The sequence below is a fragment of the Streptomyces sp. NPDC091649 genome, from assembly GCF_044756785.1.
GTDB lineage: Bacteria > Actinomycetota > Actinomycetes > Streptomycetales > Streptomycetaceae > Streptomyces.
This window is the reverse complement of the sequence record NZ_JBIVTR010000004.1, coordinates 275,886-294,516: the sequence shown is the minus strand read 5'-3', so window position 1 is coordinate 294,516 and position 18,631 is coordinate 275,886. Positions and strand designations below refer to the sequence as shown.

At 71.9% G+C, this 18,631-nt stretch carries 17 protein-coding genes and 1 riboswitch; of the genes, 13 read left to right on the top strand and 4 right to left on the bottom strand.

What is annotated here, in order from left to right:
• Positions 1-99 precede the first annotated feature (99 nt).
• On the bottom strand, positions 100-1,050 hold the full coding sequence (locus tag ACIQMU_RS11020) for a glucosyl-3-phosphoglycerate synthase (protein WP_352239821.1): 951 nt from the start codon (positions 1,048-1,050) through the stop codon (positions 100-102).
• 153 nt (positions 1,051-1,203) lie between these two features.
• Positions 1,204-1,331, top strand: a riboswitch (SAM riboswitch).
• 18 nt (positions 1,332-1,349) lie between these two features.
• Here ACIQMU_RS11020 and thrC point away from each other — a divergent pair.
• The 9 genes from thrC to ACIQMU_RS10975 all read left to right on the top strand — a co-directional run bounded on the left by thrC (position 1,350) and on the right by ACIQMU_RS10975 (position 11,335).
• Entirely contained in the window at positions 1,350-2,648 is a 1,299-nt protein-coding gene (gene thrC / locus ACIQMU_RS11015) for a threonine synthase (RefSeq protein ID WP_402688690.1), read from the top strand.
• 29 nt (positions 2,649-2,677) lie between these two features.
• The gene (locus ACIQMU_RS11010; protein ID WP_003967347.1) at positions 2,678-2,956 is read left to right on the top strand and encodes a MoaD/ThiS family protein; all 279 of its coding nucleotides are present in this window, start codon (positions 2,678-2,680) and stop codon (positions 2,954-2,956) included.
• A gap of 445 nt (positions 2,957-3,401) precedes the next feature.
• Positions 3,402-3,608 carry a cold-shock protein gene (locus tag ACIQMU_RS11005; RefSeq protein ID WP_003967346.1) on the top strand — a complete coding sequence of 69 codons (207 nt, stop codon included), beginning with the start codon at positions 3,402-3,404 and terminating at the stop codon, positions 3,606-3,608.
• 409 nt (positions 3,609-4,017) lie between these two features.
• Entirely contained in the window at positions 4,018-5,640 is a 1,623-nt protein-coding gene (groL, locus tag ACIQMU_RS11000) for a chaperonin GroEL (protein ID WP_352239540.1), read from the top strand.
• Positions 5,641-6,442: 802 nt separating this feature from the next.
• On the top strand, positions 6,443-6,565 hold the full coding sequence (locus ACIQMU_RS10995; protein WP_018511015.1) for a keywimysin-related RiPP: 123 nt from the start codon (positions 6,443-6,445) through the stop codon (positions 6,563-6,565).
• Between the two features lie 61 nt (positions 6,566-6,626).
• Positions 6,627-8,558 (top strand): asparagine synthase-related protein, encoded by a 1,932-nt coding sequence (locus ACIQMU_RS10990; protein ID WP_402688689.1) that lies wholly within the window; start codon positions 6,627-6,629, stop codon positions 8,556-8,558.
• Positions 8,555-8,806, top strand: a complete 252-nt coding sequence (locus ACIQMU_RS10985) for a lasso peptide biosynthesis PqqD family chaperone (protein ID WP_402688688.1) — start codon at positions 8,555-8,557, stop codon at positions 8,804-8,806. Before ACIQMU_RS10990 ends, ACIQMU_RS10985 begins: the two co-directional genes overlap by 4 nt.
• A complete protein-coding gene (locus ACIQMU_RS10980) occupies positions 8,803-9,288 on the top strand; it encodes a lasso peptide biosynthesis B2 protein (protein ID WP_402688687.1) in 486 nt (161 codons plus the stop codon). Before ACIQMU_RS10985 ends, ACIQMU_RS10980 begins: the two co-directional genes overlap by 4 nt.
• The gene (locus ACIQMU_RS10975; protein ID WP_352239536.1) at positions 9,239-11,335 is read left to right on the top strand and encodes an ABC transporter transmembrane domain-containing protein; all 2,097 of its coding nucleotides are present in this window, start codon (positions 9,239-9,241) and stop codon (positions 11,333-11,335) included. The genes ACIQMU_RS10980 and ACIQMU_RS10975 overlap by 50 nt, the downstream gene beginning before the upstream one ends.
• Positions 11,336-11,380: 45 nt before the next feature.
• On the opposite strand, the gene ACIQMU_RS10970 is transcribed toward ACIQMU_RS10975, so the two are convergent.
• On the bottom strand, positions 11,381-12,199 hold the full coding sequence (locus ACIQMU_RS10970; RefSeq protein WP_352239535.1) for a hypothetical protein: 819 nt from the start codon (positions 12,197-12,199) through the stop codon (positions 11,381-11,383).
• 579 nt (positions 12,200-12,778) lie between these two features.
• On the opposite strand from ACIQMU_RS10970, the gene ACIQMU_RS10965 reads away from it, so the two are divergent.
• From ACIQMU_RS10965 to ACIQMU_RS10955, 3 genes are all read left to right on the top strand, one after another.
• Positions 12,779-13,279, top strand: a complete 501-nt coding sequence (locus ACIQMU_RS10965) for a SigE family RNA polymerase sigma factor (protein WP_352239534.1) — start codon at positions 12,779-12,781, stop codon at positions 13,277-13,279.
• Positions 13,272-13,790: a hypothetical protein gene (locus ACIQMU_RS10960; protein WP_402688686.1), complete on the top strand. Its 519-nt coding sequence runs from the start codon at positions 13,272-13,274 to the stop codon at positions 13,788-13,790. The genes ACIQMU_RS10965 and ACIQMU_RS10960 overlap by 8 nt, the downstream gene beginning before the upstream one ends.
• 252 nt (positions 13,791-14,042) lie before the next feature.
• Entirely contained in the window at positions 14,043-15,380 is a 1,338-nt protein-coding gene (locus ACIQMU_RS10955) for a mannosyltransferase family protein (protein WP_352239531.1), read from the top strand.
• Between the two features lie 334 nt (positions 15,381-15,714).
• Here the strand turns inward: ACIQMU_RS10955 and map are convergent, their stop codons facing one another.
• The gene (map, locus tag ACIQMU_RS10950) at positions 15,715-16,491 is read right to left on the bottom strand and encodes a type I methionyl aminopeptidase (RefSeq protein WP_402688685.1); all 777 of its coding nucleotides are present in this window, start codon (positions 16,489-16,491) and stop codon (positions 15,715-15,717) included.
• Between the two features lie 65 nt (positions 16,492-16,556).
• On the opposite strand from map, the gene ACIQMU_RS10945 reads away from it, so the two are divergent.
• Positions 16,557-16,862 (top strand): helix-turn-helix transcriptional regulator, encoded by a 306-nt coding sequence (locus ACIQMU_RS10945; RefSeq protein WP_402688684.1) that lies wholly within the window; start codon positions 16,557-16,559, stop codon positions 16,860-16,862.
• Between the two features lie 245 nt (positions 16,863-17,107).
• On the opposite strand, the gene ACIQMU_RS10940 is transcribed toward ACIQMU_RS10945, so the two are convergent.
• Positions 17,108-17,578, bottom strand: coding sequence for a hypothetical protein (locus ACIQMU_RS10940; RefSeq protein WP_402688683.1), 471 nt, complete (start codon positions 17,576-17,578; stop codon positions 17,108-17,110).
• Positions 17,579-18,631: the final 1,053 nt, after the last annotated feature.

The window sequence follows — 18,631 nt, the reverse complement described above, 5'->3', positions numbered from 1 at the left end:
TCGGGAAGCCGTCAAACGCCCCCCGGGCCTCCCGCTCCTCGTGCCGGGAGGCGCGTGCCGGGCGCCGGCGGGCCGGGGAGTGCGCCCCGGCGGCAGCCCTCAGGCCGCGTGCCGCTCCGCGTACTCCGCGATCTCCCGCATCGGGGGCCGTTCCTCCGTGTCCACCGCATGGGTGCGGGGCACGAAGCCGTCCGCGCCGCGCTCGAACTGGGTCAGCGCGGGCCGCACCAGATGGCCCCGGGAGAGCCGCAGCTGCGCCGTCCGGTAGATCGCCGCCGCCATCCGGCCCAGTGCCTGCCCGTCCTGGTGGCGGTGCTTGCGCACGCCGACGTCGACCTGGCCCAGCGCGTCCAGGCCCACCGTGTGCAGCGCGTCCACCAGCAGGCCCAGCTCCACCCCGTAGCCGACCGGGAACGGCAGGCGCTCCAGCAGGGACCGCCGCACCGCGTACTCGCCGCCCAGCGGCTGCACGAATCCGGCCAGTTGGGGCCAGTGCAGATTGAGCAGCGGGCGTGCCACCAGTTCGGTGACCCGGCCGCCCTGACCTGCGGTGTCGCCGAGGGGACGGTCGTACATCGCCTTGACGAACTGGACGGCCGGGTCGGTGAGCAGGGGGCCGACCGTGCCCGAGACGAAGTCCGCCGAGAAGTCCCTGAGGTCGGCGTCGACGAAGCAGACGATCTCGCCGCCGGTCACCAGGAGCGACCGCCACAGCACCTCGCCCTTGCCGGGCAGGGCCGGAATCCGGGGGAGGATCGCGTCCCGGTGGACCACCCGGGCGCCCGCCGCCCGGGCCACGGCGGCGGTGGCGTCGGTGGAGCCGGAGTCGATCACCACCAGCTCGTCGACGAGCCGGACCTTCTCCATCAGCTCCCGGCGGATCGTCGTCACGATCGCGCCGACCGTGGCCTCCTCGTTCAGCGCGGGCAGCACCACACTCACGGACGTGCCGCGCGGGTCGGCGTCCCGGGCGTCGGCGAGCCGGTTCAGCGGGCGGTCGCCGGACGACCAGGAACGCCTGGTCAGCCAGCGTTCCACCTCTTCGAGCACGGTCGGTACTCCCTGTGTGTGATCCATCTCGCGGTTCGGACGGCTATCTCGACGGTCCGATGCTTCGGTTACAGTCTTGAACAACGCGGATGACCGTCGCATGTCGGGGTCGGACCGCGGATAAACGCCTGGATCGAAGATCCAGTGCCATAGAGCTCATCCAGAGGGACTGAGGGAACGGCCCGTTGAAGTCCCGGCAACCCCCCTGCCGACCGCGAGGTCACGGTGGGGAAGGTGCCAATTCCGTCTTGTGGCGAAATGCGTCGCAAGGAAGATGAGGAGAAAGGGACTCCGCCATCATGGCTGTTCAGACCGTCGCAGGCACCACCGCTCCCGCCCCGGCCGTCGATCTCGGTCCCGCCGCGGCGCTTTCCTGCCGCGAGTGCGGCGAGCGTTTCGAGCTCGGCCCCCTCTTCGCCTGTGCCTCCTGTTTCGGACCGCTGGAAGTGGCCTACGACCTGCCCACCGGCTCCCCGGAGGAGCTGCGGAAGCGCATCGAGGCCGGCCCGGACAACATCTGGCGTTACGCCCCGCTGCTGCCGGTACCCGCCGATGTCGCGGAGAAGCCCAACATCAACCCCGGCTTCACCAAGCTCGTCAAGGCCGACAACCTCGCCCGCGAACTCGGCGTCACCGGCGGCCTGTACGTGAAGGACGACTCCGGCAACCCGACGCACTCCTTCAAGGACCGGGTCGTCGCGATCGCCGTGGAGGCCGCCCGCGCCTTCGGCTTCACCACCCTCTCCTGCTCCTCCACGGGCAACCTGGCCGGAGCCGTCGGCGCCGCCGCCGCCCGCGCCGGGCTGCGCTCCTGCGTGTTCATCCCGCACGACCTGGAGCAGGGCAAGGTCGTCATGGCCGCGGTGTACGGCGGTGAGCTGGTCGGCATCGAGGGCAACTACGACGACGTCAACCGCTTCTGCTCCGAGCTCATCGGCGATCCGCTCGGCGAGGGCTGGGGCTTCGTCAACGTCAACCTGCGCCCGTACTACGGCGAGGGCTCCAAGACGCTGGCGTACGAGATCTGCGAGCAGCTCGGCTGGCGGCTGCCCGACCAGATCGTCATCCCGATCGCGTCCGGCTCCCAGCTCACGAAGATCGACAAGGGCTTCCAGGAACTGATCAAGCTCGGCCTGGTCGAGGACCGGCCGTACAAGATCTTCGGCGCCCAGGCCGAGGGCTGCTCCCCGGTCTCCGCCGCCTTCAAGGCGGGCCACGACGTGGTGCGCCCCCAGAAGCCGAACACCATCGCCAAGTCGCTGGCCATCGGCAACCCGGCGGACGGCCCGTACGTCCTGGACATCGCCCGCCGCACCGGCGGAGCCGTCGAGGACGTCGACGACGAGCAGGTCGTCGACGCGATCAAGCTGCTGGCGCGTACCGAGGGCATCTTCGGCGAGACGGCGGGCGGGGTGACGCTCGGCGTGACGAAGAAGCTCATCGAGGCCGGCGTCATCGACCCGGCGCTCACCACCGTCGTCCTGAACACCGGCGACGGGCTCAAGACGCTCGACGCGGTCGCCCCGACCTCGCAGGCCACGGCGACCATCAAGCCGAGCCTGGACGCGTTCCGCGCCGCGGGCCTCGCCGGCAGCTGACCACCCGAGACTCCAGGAAGGCACCCACCATGAGCGTCAAGGTCCGTATCCCCACCATCCTCCGTACGTACACGGGGGGCCAGGCCGAGGTCCCGGCGGAGGGCGCGAAGCTCTCCGAGGTCATCGAGTCCCTGGAGAAGGACCACCCGGGCATCGCGGCCCGCGTCCTGGACGACCAGGGCAAGCTGCGCCGCTTCGTGAACGTGTACGTCAACGACGACGACGTGCGCTTCGAGGGCGGCCTGGACGCGGCCACCCCGGACGGCGCGGGCGTGTCGATCATCCCCGCGGTGGCCGGCGGCTGCTGAACCGCCCCGGGCCGCCCCACGGCGGCCTCCACCGCACCTCTGTGTGACCACGGTTGCCCCCTCCGCGAGAGAAGCGGAGGGGGCAATTCTGCATGGTTGAGCGCGGTACAGTTGGGGAAGCCCCGTCTGCTGCTCGTGCCGCCCGCATATGAGAATGCGCCCGGCCCCGATAAGAAGCAGCCAAAGTGCGTGAACCTCTTGTGGCATAAGTGCCCTTTGTCTGGCCCGACTTGCCCGTAAATCTCAGCAAACCCGCATATTCGCGTGTTCTTCGGCGCCCAGAATTCTCGTCCGACTGACCTGTTGCAGAGGGCAGTTGGGCGGATACATTCGGCCGCGGTCGACGCGCTGCGGCGCCGCGCACCCTCTCCTGTCGGAGGGTGAGTTCCGACCCGGGGCCGCGAAGTGCGGTCCCGTGCAAGGGCCAGTAATAGGGGAGTTAGGCATGGCTCAGGGCACCGTCAAGTGGTTCAACGCGGAGAAGGGGTACGGCTTCATCGCGGTCGACGGTGGTGCGGATGTTTTCGTCCACTACAGCGCGATCCAGATGGACGGGTACCGCACCCTCGAAGAGGGTCAGCGAGTTGAATTCGAGATCTCGCAGGGCCAGAAGGGGCCCCAGGCCGACATGGTCAAGCTCGCCGTCGGCTGAGCTCGGCGCGGTCGTCCGACGACACTACTCACGCACGCAGGGCCCGGCCCCGGGATCAGGGGACCGGGCCCTGCGTGCGTTCCGCGTTCCCGCGCTCCGGGGGCCCGCGCGTCTTCGGCGGTACCGGCGAGGGGTGCGCCGCCGGCCGCTCCCGGGTCCCGCCGCGGCCCGCTTCCGGGGCACCTTGGGCCCACGTCCCGTCCGGATCCGGCAGGGGACGCTTGCACTCGCAGGGGTCGAGTGCTAATCATTGGCGTTAGCACTCTCCAGGTGAGAGTGACAGAAACTTGGACCGGGCCGGTGAGGCCCGCAGGCGCGGTGGGGCAAGGAACCACCACGCAGGCAGGCCGTCCGTCGCGGGCGCCTCTCGGTCCGGAGAATCCACCCCTGTCCGGGAGGACCACTTCACATGGCCAAGATCATCGCGTTCGACGAGGAGGCACGGCGCGGTCTCGAGCGCGGGATGAACCAGCTCGCCGACGCCGTCAAGGTCACCCTCGGCCCCAAGGGCCGTAACGTCGTCCTCGAGAAGAAGTGGGGCGCGCCCACGATCACCAACGATGGTGTTTCCATCGCCAAGGAGATCGAGCTCGAGGACCCGTACGAGAAGATCGGTGCGGAGCTGGTCAAGGAGGTCGCCAAGAAGACGGACGACGTCGCCGGCGACGGTACGACCACCGCCACCGTTCTGGCTCAGGCTCTCGTTCGCGAGGGTCTGCGCAACGTCGCCGCAGGCGCCAACCCGATGGCCCTCAAGCGGGGCATCGAGAAGGCCGTCGAGGCCGTCTCCGCCGCTCTGCTGGAGCAGGCCAAGGACGTGGAGACCAAGGAGCAGATCGCTTCGACCGCCTCCATCTCCGCCGCCGACACCGAGATCGGCGCCAAGATCGCCGAGGCGATGGACAAGGTCGGCAAGGAAGGCGTCATCACCGTCGAGGAGTCCCAGACCTTCGGTCTGGAGCTTGAGCTCACCGAGGGTATGCGCTTCGACAAGGGCTACATCTCGGCCTACTTCGCGACCGACATGGAGCGTATGGAGGCGTCGCTCGACGACCCGTACATCCTGATCGTCAACTCGAAGATCGGCAGCGTCAAGGACCTCATCCCGCTGCTGGAGAAGGTCATGCAGTCGGGCAAGCCGCTGCTGATCATCGCCGAGGACGTCGAGGGCGAGGCGCTCTCCACCCTGGTCGTCAACAAGATCAAGGGCACGTTCAAGTCCGTCGCCGTCAAGGCTCCGGGCTTCGGCGACCGCCGCAAGGCCATGCTCGCGGACATCGCCATCCTCACCGGTGGCACCGTGATCTCCGAGGAGGTCGGTCTCAAGCTGGAGAACGCCGGCCTGGACCTGCTCGGCCGTGCCCGCAAGGTCGTCATCACCAAGGACGAGACCACGATCGTCGACGGCGCCGGTGACAGCGACCAGGTTCAGGGTCGCGTCAACCAGATCCGTGCCGAGATCGAGAACTCCGACTCGGACTACGACCGCGAGAAGCTCCAGGAGCGTCTGGCGAAGCTGGCCGGCGGCGTGGCCGTCATCAAGGCCGGCGCCGCCACCGAGGTGGAGCTCAAGGAGCGCAAGCACCGCATCGAGGACGCGGTGCGCAACGCCAAGGCCGCCGTCGAGGAGGGCATCGTCGCCGGTGGTGGCGTGGCTCTGCTCCAGGCTTCGGCCGTCTTCGAGAAGCTCGACCTCACGGGCGACGAGGCTACCGGCGCCAACGCCGTGAAGCTCGCGCTGGAGGCCCCGCTCAAGCAGATCGCCGTCAACGGTGGTCTTGAGGGTGGCGTCGTCGTGGAGAAGGTCCGCAACCTGCCGATCGGTCACGGCCTCAACGCCGCGTCCGGCGAGTACGTCGACATGATCGCCGAGGGCATCATCGACCCGGCGAAGGTCACGCGCTCCGCTCTGCAGAACGCCGCGTCCATCGCCGCGCTGTTCCTCACCACCGAGGCCGTCATCGCCGACAAGCCCGAGAAGGCCGGCGCGGCCGCTCCGGGCGGCATGCCGGGCGGTGACATGGACTTCTGATCGGCCGCGGGGGCTCCGGCCCCCCACCCGATCGCAGTCCTGCGTACGTCCCACGGGGGCGGCATCTCCTCACGGAGGTGCCGCCCCTGTGGCGTTCCCGGCCTCGGCGGCGCCCTGTGGCGTTCCCGGGCACAGAAGGGGCCCGGTGGTGTGCTCTGAGCGCCCGACGCCCCTCCCGGGCTCTCCCCGAGAGCGCGCCGCCCCGGGGCTCTCACCGTGTGAGCGCCGCCCCGGGGCTCTCACCGTGTGAGCGCCGCCCCGGGGCTCTCACCGTGCGGGTGGCGTGGCCGAATGGCTACTTGCCGCACTCTTTCCCCGTACGGCAGCGCGGACCGGGGCGGTCCCGTCGATGACGGCGTCCGCTCGCCCGCCCCGCGCACCCGCCGGGCCGGGGCCGGGCGGGACCGGCCGGAGGCCCGTTCCGGCTGGTTTCCCGTCCCTCCCGGCCACCGCGCCGTCTCCTGCCAGCTCACCGCCCGATCCGGTGACCGCAGCCGACCAATGGTCCAGTCCGCCCGGCGTCCACCCCCGCCCGCACCTCAGCGGTGTGCGACTGCACATGGCGGCCGCCCGGCAGTCCGGGACCCGGCGGAGACGGCCCGGAGTGCCCGCCCCCGGAGGTCTCGCCGTTCGCGCTATCCAGCCAACTTCGCACGGTAAGTCGGAATCATGCGTACCGGTTCGGCAGCGGGACATGATGGCTCTGGTGTTCCTCCGGTGAACATCTGTCGCACGAGCAACGCCTGTTGTGCGGCAGTCAGTCGGGCATAGCGGTCGTCAACCGCGCATAAGGGAAGGTGTCATGAAGCAGCAGAAGAAGGCTTACGTGAAGCCGTCGCTGTTCAAGCAGGGCGACTTTTCGAAGAAGACCGCCGGTTACTTCTACGGCTCGTACAAGGAGTACTGGGTCCGTCGCATCATCTGATCGGCTCCTGGTTCCCCGCGCTCCGTATGAGAACCCGTACGAGAACTTCCGGAAGGTGAACATGCCCGGCCATCTGCGTGACTACTTCGTCGTCCTGCCGGACAGCGCGGCGGGAGCGGCGGTGGCCGGGCAGCTTCCCCCGGGGGCGGGCGGCGCGCCGGCCGTCCCGCACGCGTCGGGGCGGCCCTGGGTCCTCGCCCGTCCGCTGGTCCGCGAGGTGAGCCACCTCCGCCGGGGCGACGACGCCCTCGTGCTCATCGGCCCCGGCCGTGTGCCCGAGGCCGTGCTCGCCGGTCTCCTGGAGGGCGCCCGGGACCGGGCCGGCCTGGAGCGCCGCCTCGCCCGGCTGCCCGGCCTCCACCACGTGGTCGCCCGGCTCTCCGGGGAGACCTGGATCCGGGGCACCGCCTCCGGGCTGCGCCGGATCTACCACGCCCGGCACCCGGAGGCCGGAACCATCGCCTCCGACCGGCCGGCCGTCCTCGCCCGCCTGATCGGCGCACCCCTGGACGACGGCGCGCTGGCGCTGCGCATGCTCGACTTCCTGCCGCATCCCCTCAGCCGCCGCGTCGTGTGGCGGGGGGTGCACGAGACCGGCGCCGGGTACGGCCTGGCCCTGCCCGCCGCAGCACCGGGCACGGCCGCCGTCCCCGGCCCCGCCGAACACCGCTGGTGGGAGCCGCCGCCCGCCGAACTCCCGCTGGCCGAGGGGGCCCGGGCGGTCGGTGACGCCGTCGCCGCCTCCGTACGGGCCCATGTCGGCGGCCTGGACCGGATCAGCTGCGAGCTGTCCGGCGGTGTGGACTCCACCGCGCTCATGTTCGCCGCGCGTGCGACCGGGCCCGCCGAGCTGTCCCTCCTCACCGTGGCCGCCCGGGACCGCTACAGCGAGGACGAGACCTGGGCGCTCAGGGCGGTGGAGGCGGCACGGCACGGCACGCCGGCCCGGGCGGGCGCGGCGGCGCGGAGAGGCGGGGCGGACGCCACCGCCCTGTCCCACCACGTGATCCCCGCCGACGACGCCCCCTACTTCTACGCCGACCTCGCCTCCTGCGCCGCCGAGTTGAACGACGAACCGCTCCCGGTCGCCCCCGGCCGGGCCCGCGCGCACCTCCTCCTCGGCCGCGCCCACGCCACCGGCTCGCGCTGTCACCTCACCGGCTACGGCGGCGACGAACTCTTCCTCGGCCTGCCCCACGCCTACCAGGACCTCTTCCACGGCAACCCGTTCACCGCCTGGAACCACCTCGGCGGCCTGCGCCACCAGCTCGGCTGGCCGCTCCTGCCCACGGTGAGGGCCCTGCTGGACCGCTCCCCGTTCCCCCGCTGGCTCGCCGGGGCGGTCACCGCCGAACCCCAGCCCGTCGCCCGCACTCCGCTGCTCTCCTGGGGGGTGCGGCAGTCGCTGCGGCCCTGGTTCACCGAGCACGCGAACACTCTGATCACCGAGGAGTTCCGGGCCGCCGCCGAACACGCCGAGCCGATCGACCCCTGGCGCGGACGGCACGTGGACATCGACGCCGTACGGATGGGAGCCCGGCACTTCCAGGCGATGGAGGACATCGGCATGACGCTCGGGCTGCCGGTCGCCGCGCCCTTCTACGACGACCGGGTCCTGGAGGCGGCCCTCGCCGTACGCCTGTCGGAGCGGATCAGCCCCTGGCGCTACAAGCCGCTGCTCGTCGAGGCGATGCGCGGTGTGGTCCCGGACGTGCTGCCGGCCCGCACGACGAAGGACCACATGTCCTCGGACGAACACCAGGGCCTGCGCGAACACGCGGGGGAGCTGGCGGAGTTGTGGACGGACTCCCGGCTCGCCGAGCGCGGCCTGGTCGACTCCCGCCGACTGCTCCGGCTGGCCGCCGAACCCTTCTCGCCGGTCCTGGTCGAGCACTCCGTCAGCTCCACCGTGGCCGGGGAGACCTGGCTCCGTACGGCCGAGAACGCCTGGCCCCCGCCCCACCGGCCCTCTACCAGCGAGGCATCGCTTTGAAGCTCAGAAAAGGCATCGCCGTCACGACCACCGAGTACGGCGGCGTCCTCCTCGACGAGAAGGACGGCAGCTACTGGCAGTTGAACGACACCAGCACCATCGTGGTCGAAGCCCTCGCCGAGGGGCACCCGCCCGAGACCGCCGTGGAGCGCATTCTCGCCGCGTTCGACGTCGAGCGGGCGGAGGCGGAGTCGGACGTCGCGGAACTGACCCGGCAGCTCGTCGAGGCGAAGATCCTGCGCCCATGACCACCGAGATGACCATGCCGCGCCGGAACGCGGGAGCGGGCGGGGTGCGGCTGCGCGCGGCCATCGCCGCCGCGTTCGTCCTGGCCCGCCTCAAGCCCGGCCGTCTGCGCCGGGTGCTGGCCGGTTGCGCCCGGGGAGCGCGCCCGGCCTCGTACGCGGAGACGCTGGAGGTGTTCGAGGCGGTCGTCACGTCCAGCCGCCGCTGCGCGGGCCGTTACGGCTGCCTGCCCCGCTCGGTCGCCGTCGCCCTGGCCTGCCGGATGTCCGGTGTCTGGCCCGAGTGGTGCGCGGGGGTGCGGGCGGCCCCTCCGTTCTCCCCACATGCTTGGGTACAGGCCGGGGGCCGCACGGTCGGGGAGAAGGCGGAACCGGCGGATCTGCGTCCCTTGATGGTGGTAGCGGCAGCGGCAGCGGCAGGCGAAGGGGTGCGGGATGAGCACGGTGGCGGGGACGACAGGGGCGGAAGCGGGCAGGCCGCCTGAGCGGGCGGACGGGGCTCACGGCGAGGAGCGCATACCTCCCGAGGACGCCGCCGCGAAGCCCGCCGGGGAGCCCATCGGCGAGTCCTCCGGGAATCTCGCCGGGGAGTCCTCCGGCAAGTCCCTCGGAAATCCCTCCGGCGAGTCCGCCGCGACGTCTGCCGGGGAGCCCACCGGGAAGCCCACCGGGAAGCCTCCCGCGGGCTCCCCCGGGGAGTCCGCCGGGAAGCCCCCTGCCGGCGCCCCCGGGAAGTCCGACGGCGGCGGGCAGGGGCCCTCCCCGCTCCGCCTCCTCCTCTCGCGGGTCCGCCCGCACCGGGGCGTTCTCGTCCGCGCGGGCCTGCTCTCGCTCGCCGGATCGGCGGCGGGACTGGCGATGCCGCTGATGGCGAAGCACGCGGTCGACGCGTTCGCCGCCGAGCGCTCACCCGCCGGTCCGCTCGTCACGCTGACCGCGCTCGTGCTGCTCGGAGCCTGCCTCTCCGCGTACGGGCGCTATCTCATGGCCCGTACGGGAGAAGGCGTCGTCCTCCGGGCGCGCGACCAGCTCGTCGGCCGCATCATGAGGTTGAAGGTCCCGGCGGTGGACCGGCTGACCCCGGGCGACCTCCAGTCACGCGTCACCAGCGACACGACCCTCCTGCGGACGGTCCTCTCCAGCGGTCTGGTCGAGTCGTTCAACAGCGTGCTGATGCTGCTGGGGACGATCGGCTTCATGGCGTACATGGACCTGACGCTGCTCGGCGTGACGCTGGTGGTGATCGTCGGCATCGGAGCCGTCACGTCGTTGCTGATGCCCCGCATCCAGCGGGCCCAGCTGCGCGCCCAGGAGTCCGTCGGCGCGATGGGCGCGGCGCTGGACCGGGTGCTCCAGGCGTTCCGCACGGTCAAGGCGAGCGGGGCGGAGGAGCGGGAGACGGCGGCCGTCGCGTCGGCCGCCCGGCACGCGCACGACCGGGGCGTCTCGGTGGCGCGGTGGTCGTCGGTCTCCGACGTCACGATGATGATGTCGATCCAGCTGGCGTTCCTGGCGGTGCTGGGCGTCGGCGGCGCGCGGGTCGCCTCCGGCTCGCTGGAGATCTCGTCACTGATCGCCTTCCTGCTCTACCTCTTCTACCTGATGGGCCCGATCGGCGGCCTGGTCGAGGGCTGGACGGGCCTGCAGAGCGGGCTCGCCGCGGTGCGCAGGATCGACGAGGTCGAGTCCCTGCCCGGCGAGCCGGCCGCCGCGCCCGGGGACGTATCGCGGGAGGCGCCCTCGACGCCGCTCGGCGTCACGTTCCAGGACGTGACGTTCGGGTACGGGGACGAGCGCGCCCCCGCCCACAAGGGAGTGACGTTCGACGTTCCGACCGGCGGTCTGGTGGCGCTGGTGGGCCCGTCGGGGGCGGGCAAGTCGACGGTGTTCAGCCTGCTGGAACGGTTCTACGACCACGACTCCGGCACGATCACCGTGGACGGCCGGGACATCCGCGACTGGCCGCTGGCCGAACTGCGGGGGTCCCTCGCCTACGTGGAGCAGGACGCGCCCGTCCTGGCCGGGACGCTCCGCGAGAACCTCGCCTTCGCCGCACCGGACGCCTCGGAGGAGGCGCTGGCCGAGGCCGTCTCCCGGACCCGCCTGGACACGCTGGTCGACCGGCTGCCCGAGGGTCTGGACACGGCGGTCGGCCACCGCGGCGTCACCCTCTCCGGCGGCGAACGCCAGCGCATCGCCATCGCCCGGGCCCTCCTGCGCCGCCCCCGGCTGCTCCTCCTCGACGAGGTGACCTCGCAACTGGACGCGGTCAACGAGCAGGCACTGCGGGACGTGATCCTCGAACTGGCGGAGCAGACCACGGTCCTGGTCATCGCGCACCGCCTGTCCACTGTCCGCCACGCGGACCGCATCGTGGTCCTGGAGGACGGCCGGGTCCGCACGGCGGGCACGCACGAGGAGCTGATCGCCTCGGACGACCTCTACCGGGAGCTGGCGACGACCCAGCTCGCGGTGGACGCCCACGGAGGGTCTACGGGGCGGCCCTTGAGAAGCGCGGAGAGGGCCGTCTAGGCGGCCATGGCGGCGGCCGTCCCGCCCGTCGGGTGAGCCGCACGGTCATCGGCGGGCCCTTTCGGACCGGGGAACCAGCCCGGCCCGGACCGCGTTCATCCGGTCGCGTACGCCGGTCGGCCGCACGGCCCCCGGCGGGCCGGCCGGCGGCTCCGGGGAGGCCCCCCGGCACGGCCGGCAGAGGCCGCCGAGCAGCGCCCCGGGCGGGCCGGGGACCCCGCACTCGCCGCACTCCAGGGTGCGCAGGACGGCCCGGGGGCCCGGCAGGACCCGCTCGGGCGGCAGCTTGTCGAGCAGTCGCCGTTCGACGAGGCGGGCGGCGCAGTGGACGGGCGACGGCAGGCCGTGGGTGAGCGCGTGCAGCAGTTCCGCCTCGGTGGCGCCCCGTGCGAACCACTCCGCCACCCGCGGTTCCAGGTGTACGCAGTCGGCGGCGGACAGCGTCAGCACGGGGGCCGTCCGGCCCAGGGCGGCCAGCAGAATGAACGCACGGGACCGGGTGGGGCGTTGGTGTTCGTCTGGCGGAGCGTCGCCCCGGGTGTAGGCGTTCCACCAGTCGTCCTCGCGTGCGGTGCGGGAGAAGAAGCTCCGGGTCACCCAGAGCATGACCTTGTCCGTGATCACGCACTCGCTGCCGCGTCGCAGGTGCCCCGCGCCCTGGAGCCGGTTGAGGGTGGTGCGCAGGGCGCACTGGCCGTACGGGAGGTGTTTGGCCAGGGTCTTCACAGAGATGTCGGAGCCGTCGGGCAGCCGGTCGATGTAGGCCGCCACGGCGGCGTCGCGCGGGAGCAGGTGGGCGAAGTCCCGGTCGGTGCGAGGGCGTTCGTCGGGGGCGGAGCGCTTGCCGTAGCCGGGCCCGGCCATGGGGTGGGGGATCGCGTGGGCGGCCCTCGGGCTCGCGGGAGGGGCCGCGAGAAGCGTCGCGGGAGGCGTCGCGGGAAGGGCCGAGAGAGGGGCCGAGAGAGGGGCTGCGGCAGGGGCTGCGGGAGGCGTCGCGAGAGGGGCTGCGACCGGGGCTGCGGCAGGGGCTGCCGGAGGGGCGCAGGGGTCGGCATTAAGGTGGCTGTCAGCCATGGGGATCGTTGTGTCCGATCTTCGTTGGTGAGACCCCTGTCGGTGTTGGTGCACCGGTGGGGGTCGTCCTTTTGTCTGGTCGTGGTCCTGCCGAACGCTAGAGCCTGGCGACCGTGCGTCGCAACTCGATCACAAAGTGTCAACTTCGCAGCAAGGGTGGGCGGGTGGGAGAACTGACCCATCCACCCCATCACTGTTAAGAGCGCTCGGATCTCGCTGCTTGAGCTTCGGGAGGCGCGCGGGGGCGGCGGCGGCCCCGCGCCGTTCGGGAATGTGACGACCGTCACCGCGGCCGGACGGCAGGTGGTGTCGACCGGATGCGGAGTGCCGGGCGTATACCCGGTGAAGCGAAAGATCCGGGAGCAAGTTTTGACCGTCGAGGAGTTCGAAGAGTTCTACGCCCGGGCGGTCGCGCGTCTCACAGGCCAGCTGTACGTGATGACCGGCGACCTCCAGGAGGCGCAGGACGTCGTGCAGGAGGCGTTCGTCAAGGCGTGGGTCCGGCGTGCCCGCCTGGAGCGTGACGGACAGCCCGAGGCGTGGATCCGTACGGTCGCCTGGCGGCTGGCGGTGAGCCGTTGGCGCTTCCGGCGGCGTTCGGCCGACGCCTGGGGCCGGGGGAGCGGTGCGCCCCGGCACGTCGAGCCGCCGGACCCGGGCCATGTGGTGCTCGTCGACGCGCTCCGCGAACTGCCCGCTCAGCAGCGGCGGACCCTGACCCTGCACTACCTGTGTGACCTCACCGTCGAGCAGATCGCCGGGGAGACCGGACTTTCGAGCAGCACCATCAAGACGCATCTGGTTCGCGGACGTGCGGCGCTCGCCCACCGTCTGCGGGACCCCCGCATCGAGGAGGCTCCTGATGTCTGAACCCCGGGATCCGTTGCGGTCCTTGTTCCGGGAGGCCGGTGACTTCGGGCAGGCCCGCTCCGCGGCGGACCCGGTGTCGAGCATCACCGAACGCGGAACGCGCGCGCAGCGCCGCCGGATGGCCGTGGTCGCGATGGGCGTGTGCCTGGTCGTCGGCGGCGGTGGAGCCGTCGCGGTCGGCCTGCTGCCGCTACGGCCGGAACCGGTCGCCCCGGCCACGGGCCCGTCGCCCGGCTACCCGTCCCCGACACCGTCCGGCCGGCTGCCGCAGGAGCGGTCCTCACCGCCGACGCCGGACAGCACGCTGCCCGGGGGTGCGACGACCCTGGGGACCCGGGGGGCGGGCGACGACCGGCCCACCGGACCGGCCTCGACCGCCACATCGACGCCCACCTCCGTCTCGACATCGGCCTCGGGAGCGCCGCCACCGCCGAAATCGACATCGCCGCCGCTGTCGACATCGCCGCCGACGCCGACGGAGACAACCGATGGGGCCGCGTCGAGGCCCTGACCCCGGCCGTCGCGCGGGCGGCGTACGCCTCACCGCACACCCTGCCGAGGCAGCCCGGCACTCGCCGTACGCGGTCCCGGCCCGCGCCCCCTTCCCCTTCTCCCCCTCTTCTCCCCCCTCTTTGCCCAGCCCCGGCCCCCTCCTCGTCTTCCTTCTTCTCCTCCTCCCCACGTCTGTCCGTGTCCCGGCGACTCGACCGGGTGGTCCCGTACGCCTCGACGTACCGCGAGGCGCGCCCGAAAGGTGCCTGAGTTGTCCACGCTTTCCCCCGGTCTGCGGCCAGAAGCACCCCGCCCAGCACCGCCCGAGCCCCGGGGGCCCGCGCGCTCTGAGCCCCGGACCGTCGGGACCGTTGTCGCCCCCGAGCCCCGGACAGGGCGGTTCCGCCGGGTGGCGGACCTCCTGACCCCCGCCGACCGGGGCGTGCTGTGGCTGTACCTCCTGACCCGAATATCCCTGTGGATCACCGCCCACTTCGCCCGCTGGCTGTTTCCGGCCCGCTCCGGCACGCGGGAGGCGGCACCCGTCCTCGCGCCCTTTCAGCGGTGGGACGCGAACCACTACCTCCACATAGCGCGCGACGGATACTTCCCCGCAGGCGCGGGTCCCTGGACGAGCGGCTGGGACAACCGGGAGGCGTTCTTCCCGGGCTATCCCCTCGTCCTGCGCGCCGTGCACACCGTCGTCCCTGACTGGACGGCGGCCGGACTGCTGGTCTCGTTCGTCGCGGGCGCGGTGGCCGTACTGGCCCTGGCCCGTATCGCGCGGGCGTACCTGCCGGAGGACGCGGCGGGCCACCGGACGGCCGTCCTCTTCCTGCTCTCGCCCTGCGCGGTCTTCCTGGCGGCCGGCTACACGGAGGCGCTGTTCCTCGCGTTCGCGCTGCCGGCCTGGCTCGCCGCCGCGCGGTACCGCTGGGCGCTCGCCGCCGTGCTGACCGCGCTGGCGACGACGGTGCGCGTCAGCGGCCTGTTCCTCGCCGCAGCCATCGCCCTGCTCTTCCTGCTGTCCGTCCGTAACCGGCGGGATCAGCAGGACCGGCAGGGCCGGCAGGTCCGGCAGGAACGGCAGGGCTTGCAGGGCCGGCGGAGCTGGCGGGGGGCGGGCTGGATGTTGCTTCCGGCGCTGCCCCCGGCGGCGTACAGCTGGTACCTGCACACGCACACGGGCGACTGGATGGCCTGGAAGCACGCTCAGGAACGCGGTTGGTACCGCACGTTCCACACTCCCTGGGAGGCGTGGGGGAACACCTGGCACGGGGCGTTCGGCCAGTCGCAGTCCACGGGATACGCGTTCATGTTCCAGGCCGAGTTGGCGGCGATGCTGGTGGGCCTGGCGCTGGTAGCCGTCCTCCTGCGCCGCCGCCGCTGGCCCGAGGCGGTGTACGTGGCCCTCAGCCTGTGGGCCCTGGGCACCTCGTACTGGTACACGTCCATCCCGCGCGCGACGCTGCTGTGGTGGCCGCTGTGGATCGGCCTGGCGGCGCTGACCCTGCGCCGCCCGTGGTTCAGGGCCGCGTACCTGTGCGTGGCCGCCCCCCTGACGACGCTCGTCGCGCTGACGTTCCTGACGGGACGGTGGGCGGGGTGAGTTCACCGCCCCCGCCCGGTACCCGCGCCGAGCACACAGGCGCGTTACGGGGCGTGGCGGACTTTAGACGTCTCCCCGGGCCGGGGCCGAGAGGGAGGAGGGGCCGCAGGCGTCGATGAGGACGCCCACCGCGTGCTCGGGGCCGGAGAACGGCACGCCCGGGCGTCCTCTCTCCGGGCAGGGTGCGAGGCCGGCGATCCGCGCACGCGTGAACGAGGGGCCGCTGACCCACCGCCCCTCGCCGGCTGGCCCACCGACCTGCCGACCCGCTGGCCCACTGACCCGCCGCCCGCAGGCCCGGGGCGGCTTGGGGGTGCTGCTGCCTACTCGACGGCTACGCCTCCGGGGGCAGGGTGAGGATCTCGGCTCCGTCGTCAGTGATGGCGATGGTGTGCTCGCTGTGTGCCGTCCGGCAACCCGTCGCGCTGCGCAGCGTCCAGCCGTCGGCGTCGGTGACGAGCGTGGCGGTGTCGGCCATGACCCAGGGCTCCAGGGCCAGAAGCAGTCCGGGGCGCAGCTTGTAGCCACGGCCGGGCCGCCCGGTGTTCGGGACGTGCGGGTCCTGATGCATGGTCGACCCGATGCCGTGGCCGCCGAACTCCACGTTGATCGGGTAGCCGGCTTCGCCGAGGACCGTACCGATGGCGTGGGAGAGGTCGCCGACGCGTGCACCCGGCCTGGCTGCGGCGATGCCCGCCGCCAGCGCGCGTTCGGTCGTCTCGATCATCGCGACGCTCTCTGCCGGCCGGGCCTTGCCCACGAGGAAGCTGATCGCGGAATCCGAGGCCACTCCGCGCAGGGAGACGGCCAGGTCGAGCGTCAGCAGGTCGCCGTCGGTGAGCGTGTAGTTGTGGGGCCGGCCATGGAGTACGGCGTCGTTGACGGCCGTACAGATGTAGTGGCCGAACGGGCCGCGACCGAAGGACGGCGCATAGTCGACGTAACACGACTGCGCCCCGGCTTCGGTGATCATTTCCTTGGCCCACTGGTCGATGTCCAGAAGGTTCGTGCCGACCGTGCTGCGCCGCTTCAGCGTGTGCAGGATGTGGCCGACCAACGCTCCGGTGTCCTTGGCCCGATCGAGCCGGGTGGAGTTCAGGATCTCAATCACGGGGGACCTCTCACGTGCTTCCAATAACTATACCGGTCTAACTGTACCGGTATTAGAATGGGTGAATGGTCAGGTTGCCGCTCACTCCCGCCGAGGTCGAACGCGGACAGCGTCTCGGCGCCCTGCTCCGCCGGGCCCGGGGCCGCCGCTCGATGCTCGACGTCGCGCTCGCCGCGGGCATCTCGCCGGAGACGCTCCGAAAGATCGAATCGGGCCGCGTGGCCACCCCCGCCTTTCCGACCATCGCGGCGATCGCCGACACCCTCGGGCTGTCCCTCGACGCGGTCTGGGCCGACATCAGCCGGCCGGAGAGTGCCGTCCAGGACCGGCCGGCCCTGCCTGATGCCCGGCACGTGCTGCTCGCCTCGTAGCCGGCGGCGTCGCTCCGGCGCGCGACCGGGCCCGACGCGGTCGCCTTCACAACCGAACTGACCCTCGTGGCAAGGCCGTGCACGTCCTGTGCTCGTCCCTCGCGTGTGAGGGGGGTCGCAGGTACTCCTCGCTGTGATCTCTGCGTCGGTCGGATCATCGTGGGAGTGACGATTCGGGTGCGGGACGGCATGGTCCAAGCCCCGGACTGCCCGCGAGGACGCGGCCCGGCTATCGCACGCCCGCTTCAACAAGGCATGCTTTCGGTGACGGTGTGTCGGTTCAGGCGTGACCAGGCTCCGACGCCCAGGGCTGTTCCGATGCCCAGGAAAGCGCCGACGCCGGCGGGCACCACCCACTGCGTCACCGAAGGCGTGGCATCACCGCTGTTGCCGGCGAGGGCGGCTACGGCGGTCAGCAGGCCCCAAGGGATCAACAGCGTTCCCGCCCAGGCCGGGGGAAGCAACAGCCACCGAGGGAGCCTTCGTCCCCATGGCCGGACGAGGGCGAATGCCAGCATCACCCCCATCAGCGCCAGCACGGCCGTGAAGTCGATGCCGTGTCGTTCCAGCCACACCAACGCCTCGGGAGCACCGTTCCTCTCGAACTCGCCCGCCACATCGAACCCGTCCGCAAGCCCCGCCCTGCCGCCGAACGCCCAGTACATCTTCATAGCGACATAGGGCGCGGCAGCCGCACTGCCCAGCGCCACGACCATCCGAGCTGCCCTTGGCGTCACCACGCGCGCCATTTCCACTCCCGCCCAGTGTTCTCACTGGCCAACGGCTGTCGTCGGCCGTGTCCACCGTGCTCCTGTGGCGGGCGTCCAGGCGTCACGCCTGGGTACCGTCGCCACGACGTGCTTTCCCCCGAGTGGCGGAAGCGCGATCATCCGCTGGTACGCGGTGCGTTCGGACGCCCCCAGTGGATGAGTGCGCATCCGAGGACGAGGAAGGCTGCACGGGCGTCGCCGCGTACCTCCCAGCGGGACCTCGGCCGCCCGGTACCAACGCAGGTGAGCGAACGCGCCCTCTGCGTCCCATCGTTGGGTGCCCGGTGCCCGGTGCCCGGTGCCCGGTCCGGAGCCGTGCTCGGTGCCCCGGCTGGCGAGGGGCGGTTTTACACCGAGGTCCCCGGACGGGGCTGGGGTACTCGTGGTGGTCGTAACCGCGGTCGCCCAGTATCACGAGTCACCGAGGGCGCGGGGGGCGTCCTGCGCCAGGAACAGCCCCGCACGCGCGGGGAGGACGACGGTCTGGACTACAACCCGGCCACCGGGCAGGGAACACCCCCGCACGCGCGGGGAGGACTGCCACAGGCCCCGGTCGGTGCTCGGAGGCGTGGGAACACCCCCGCACGCGCGGGGAGGACAGTTCGTGACCTGCGGGTTTATGCGGCCGGAGGGTTGTTTTTCACCACTTCCCGAGAAACGGGCATATCGCCCACCTCCTCTCATGGCTCCCGGAGGCCGATCGTGCAGCCCCATCGTCCCGTTCGCGGGCGCACCGCCCCCCGAACGGGGGCGGGCCGGGGCCAAGGTGCATGACTCCATCATGGCTCTCGATCCGGCCTGTGCGGGCGAAGCTTGCGCGATTGGGCAGCAGCGATCTTGTAGCTGCGCACGCACGCCCGGCCAGGTGCCCGCAGGGCTCGTCGCCGAAGGCTCGGGGCGGGGCGGGCCGGTGCCATTTCTGCCGTGAGATTCAGGTGCCGGCACGGATTCGGCGGGGGAGTGAGCTCGCCCTGTGAGCCGAATCACGGCCTTCTGTGG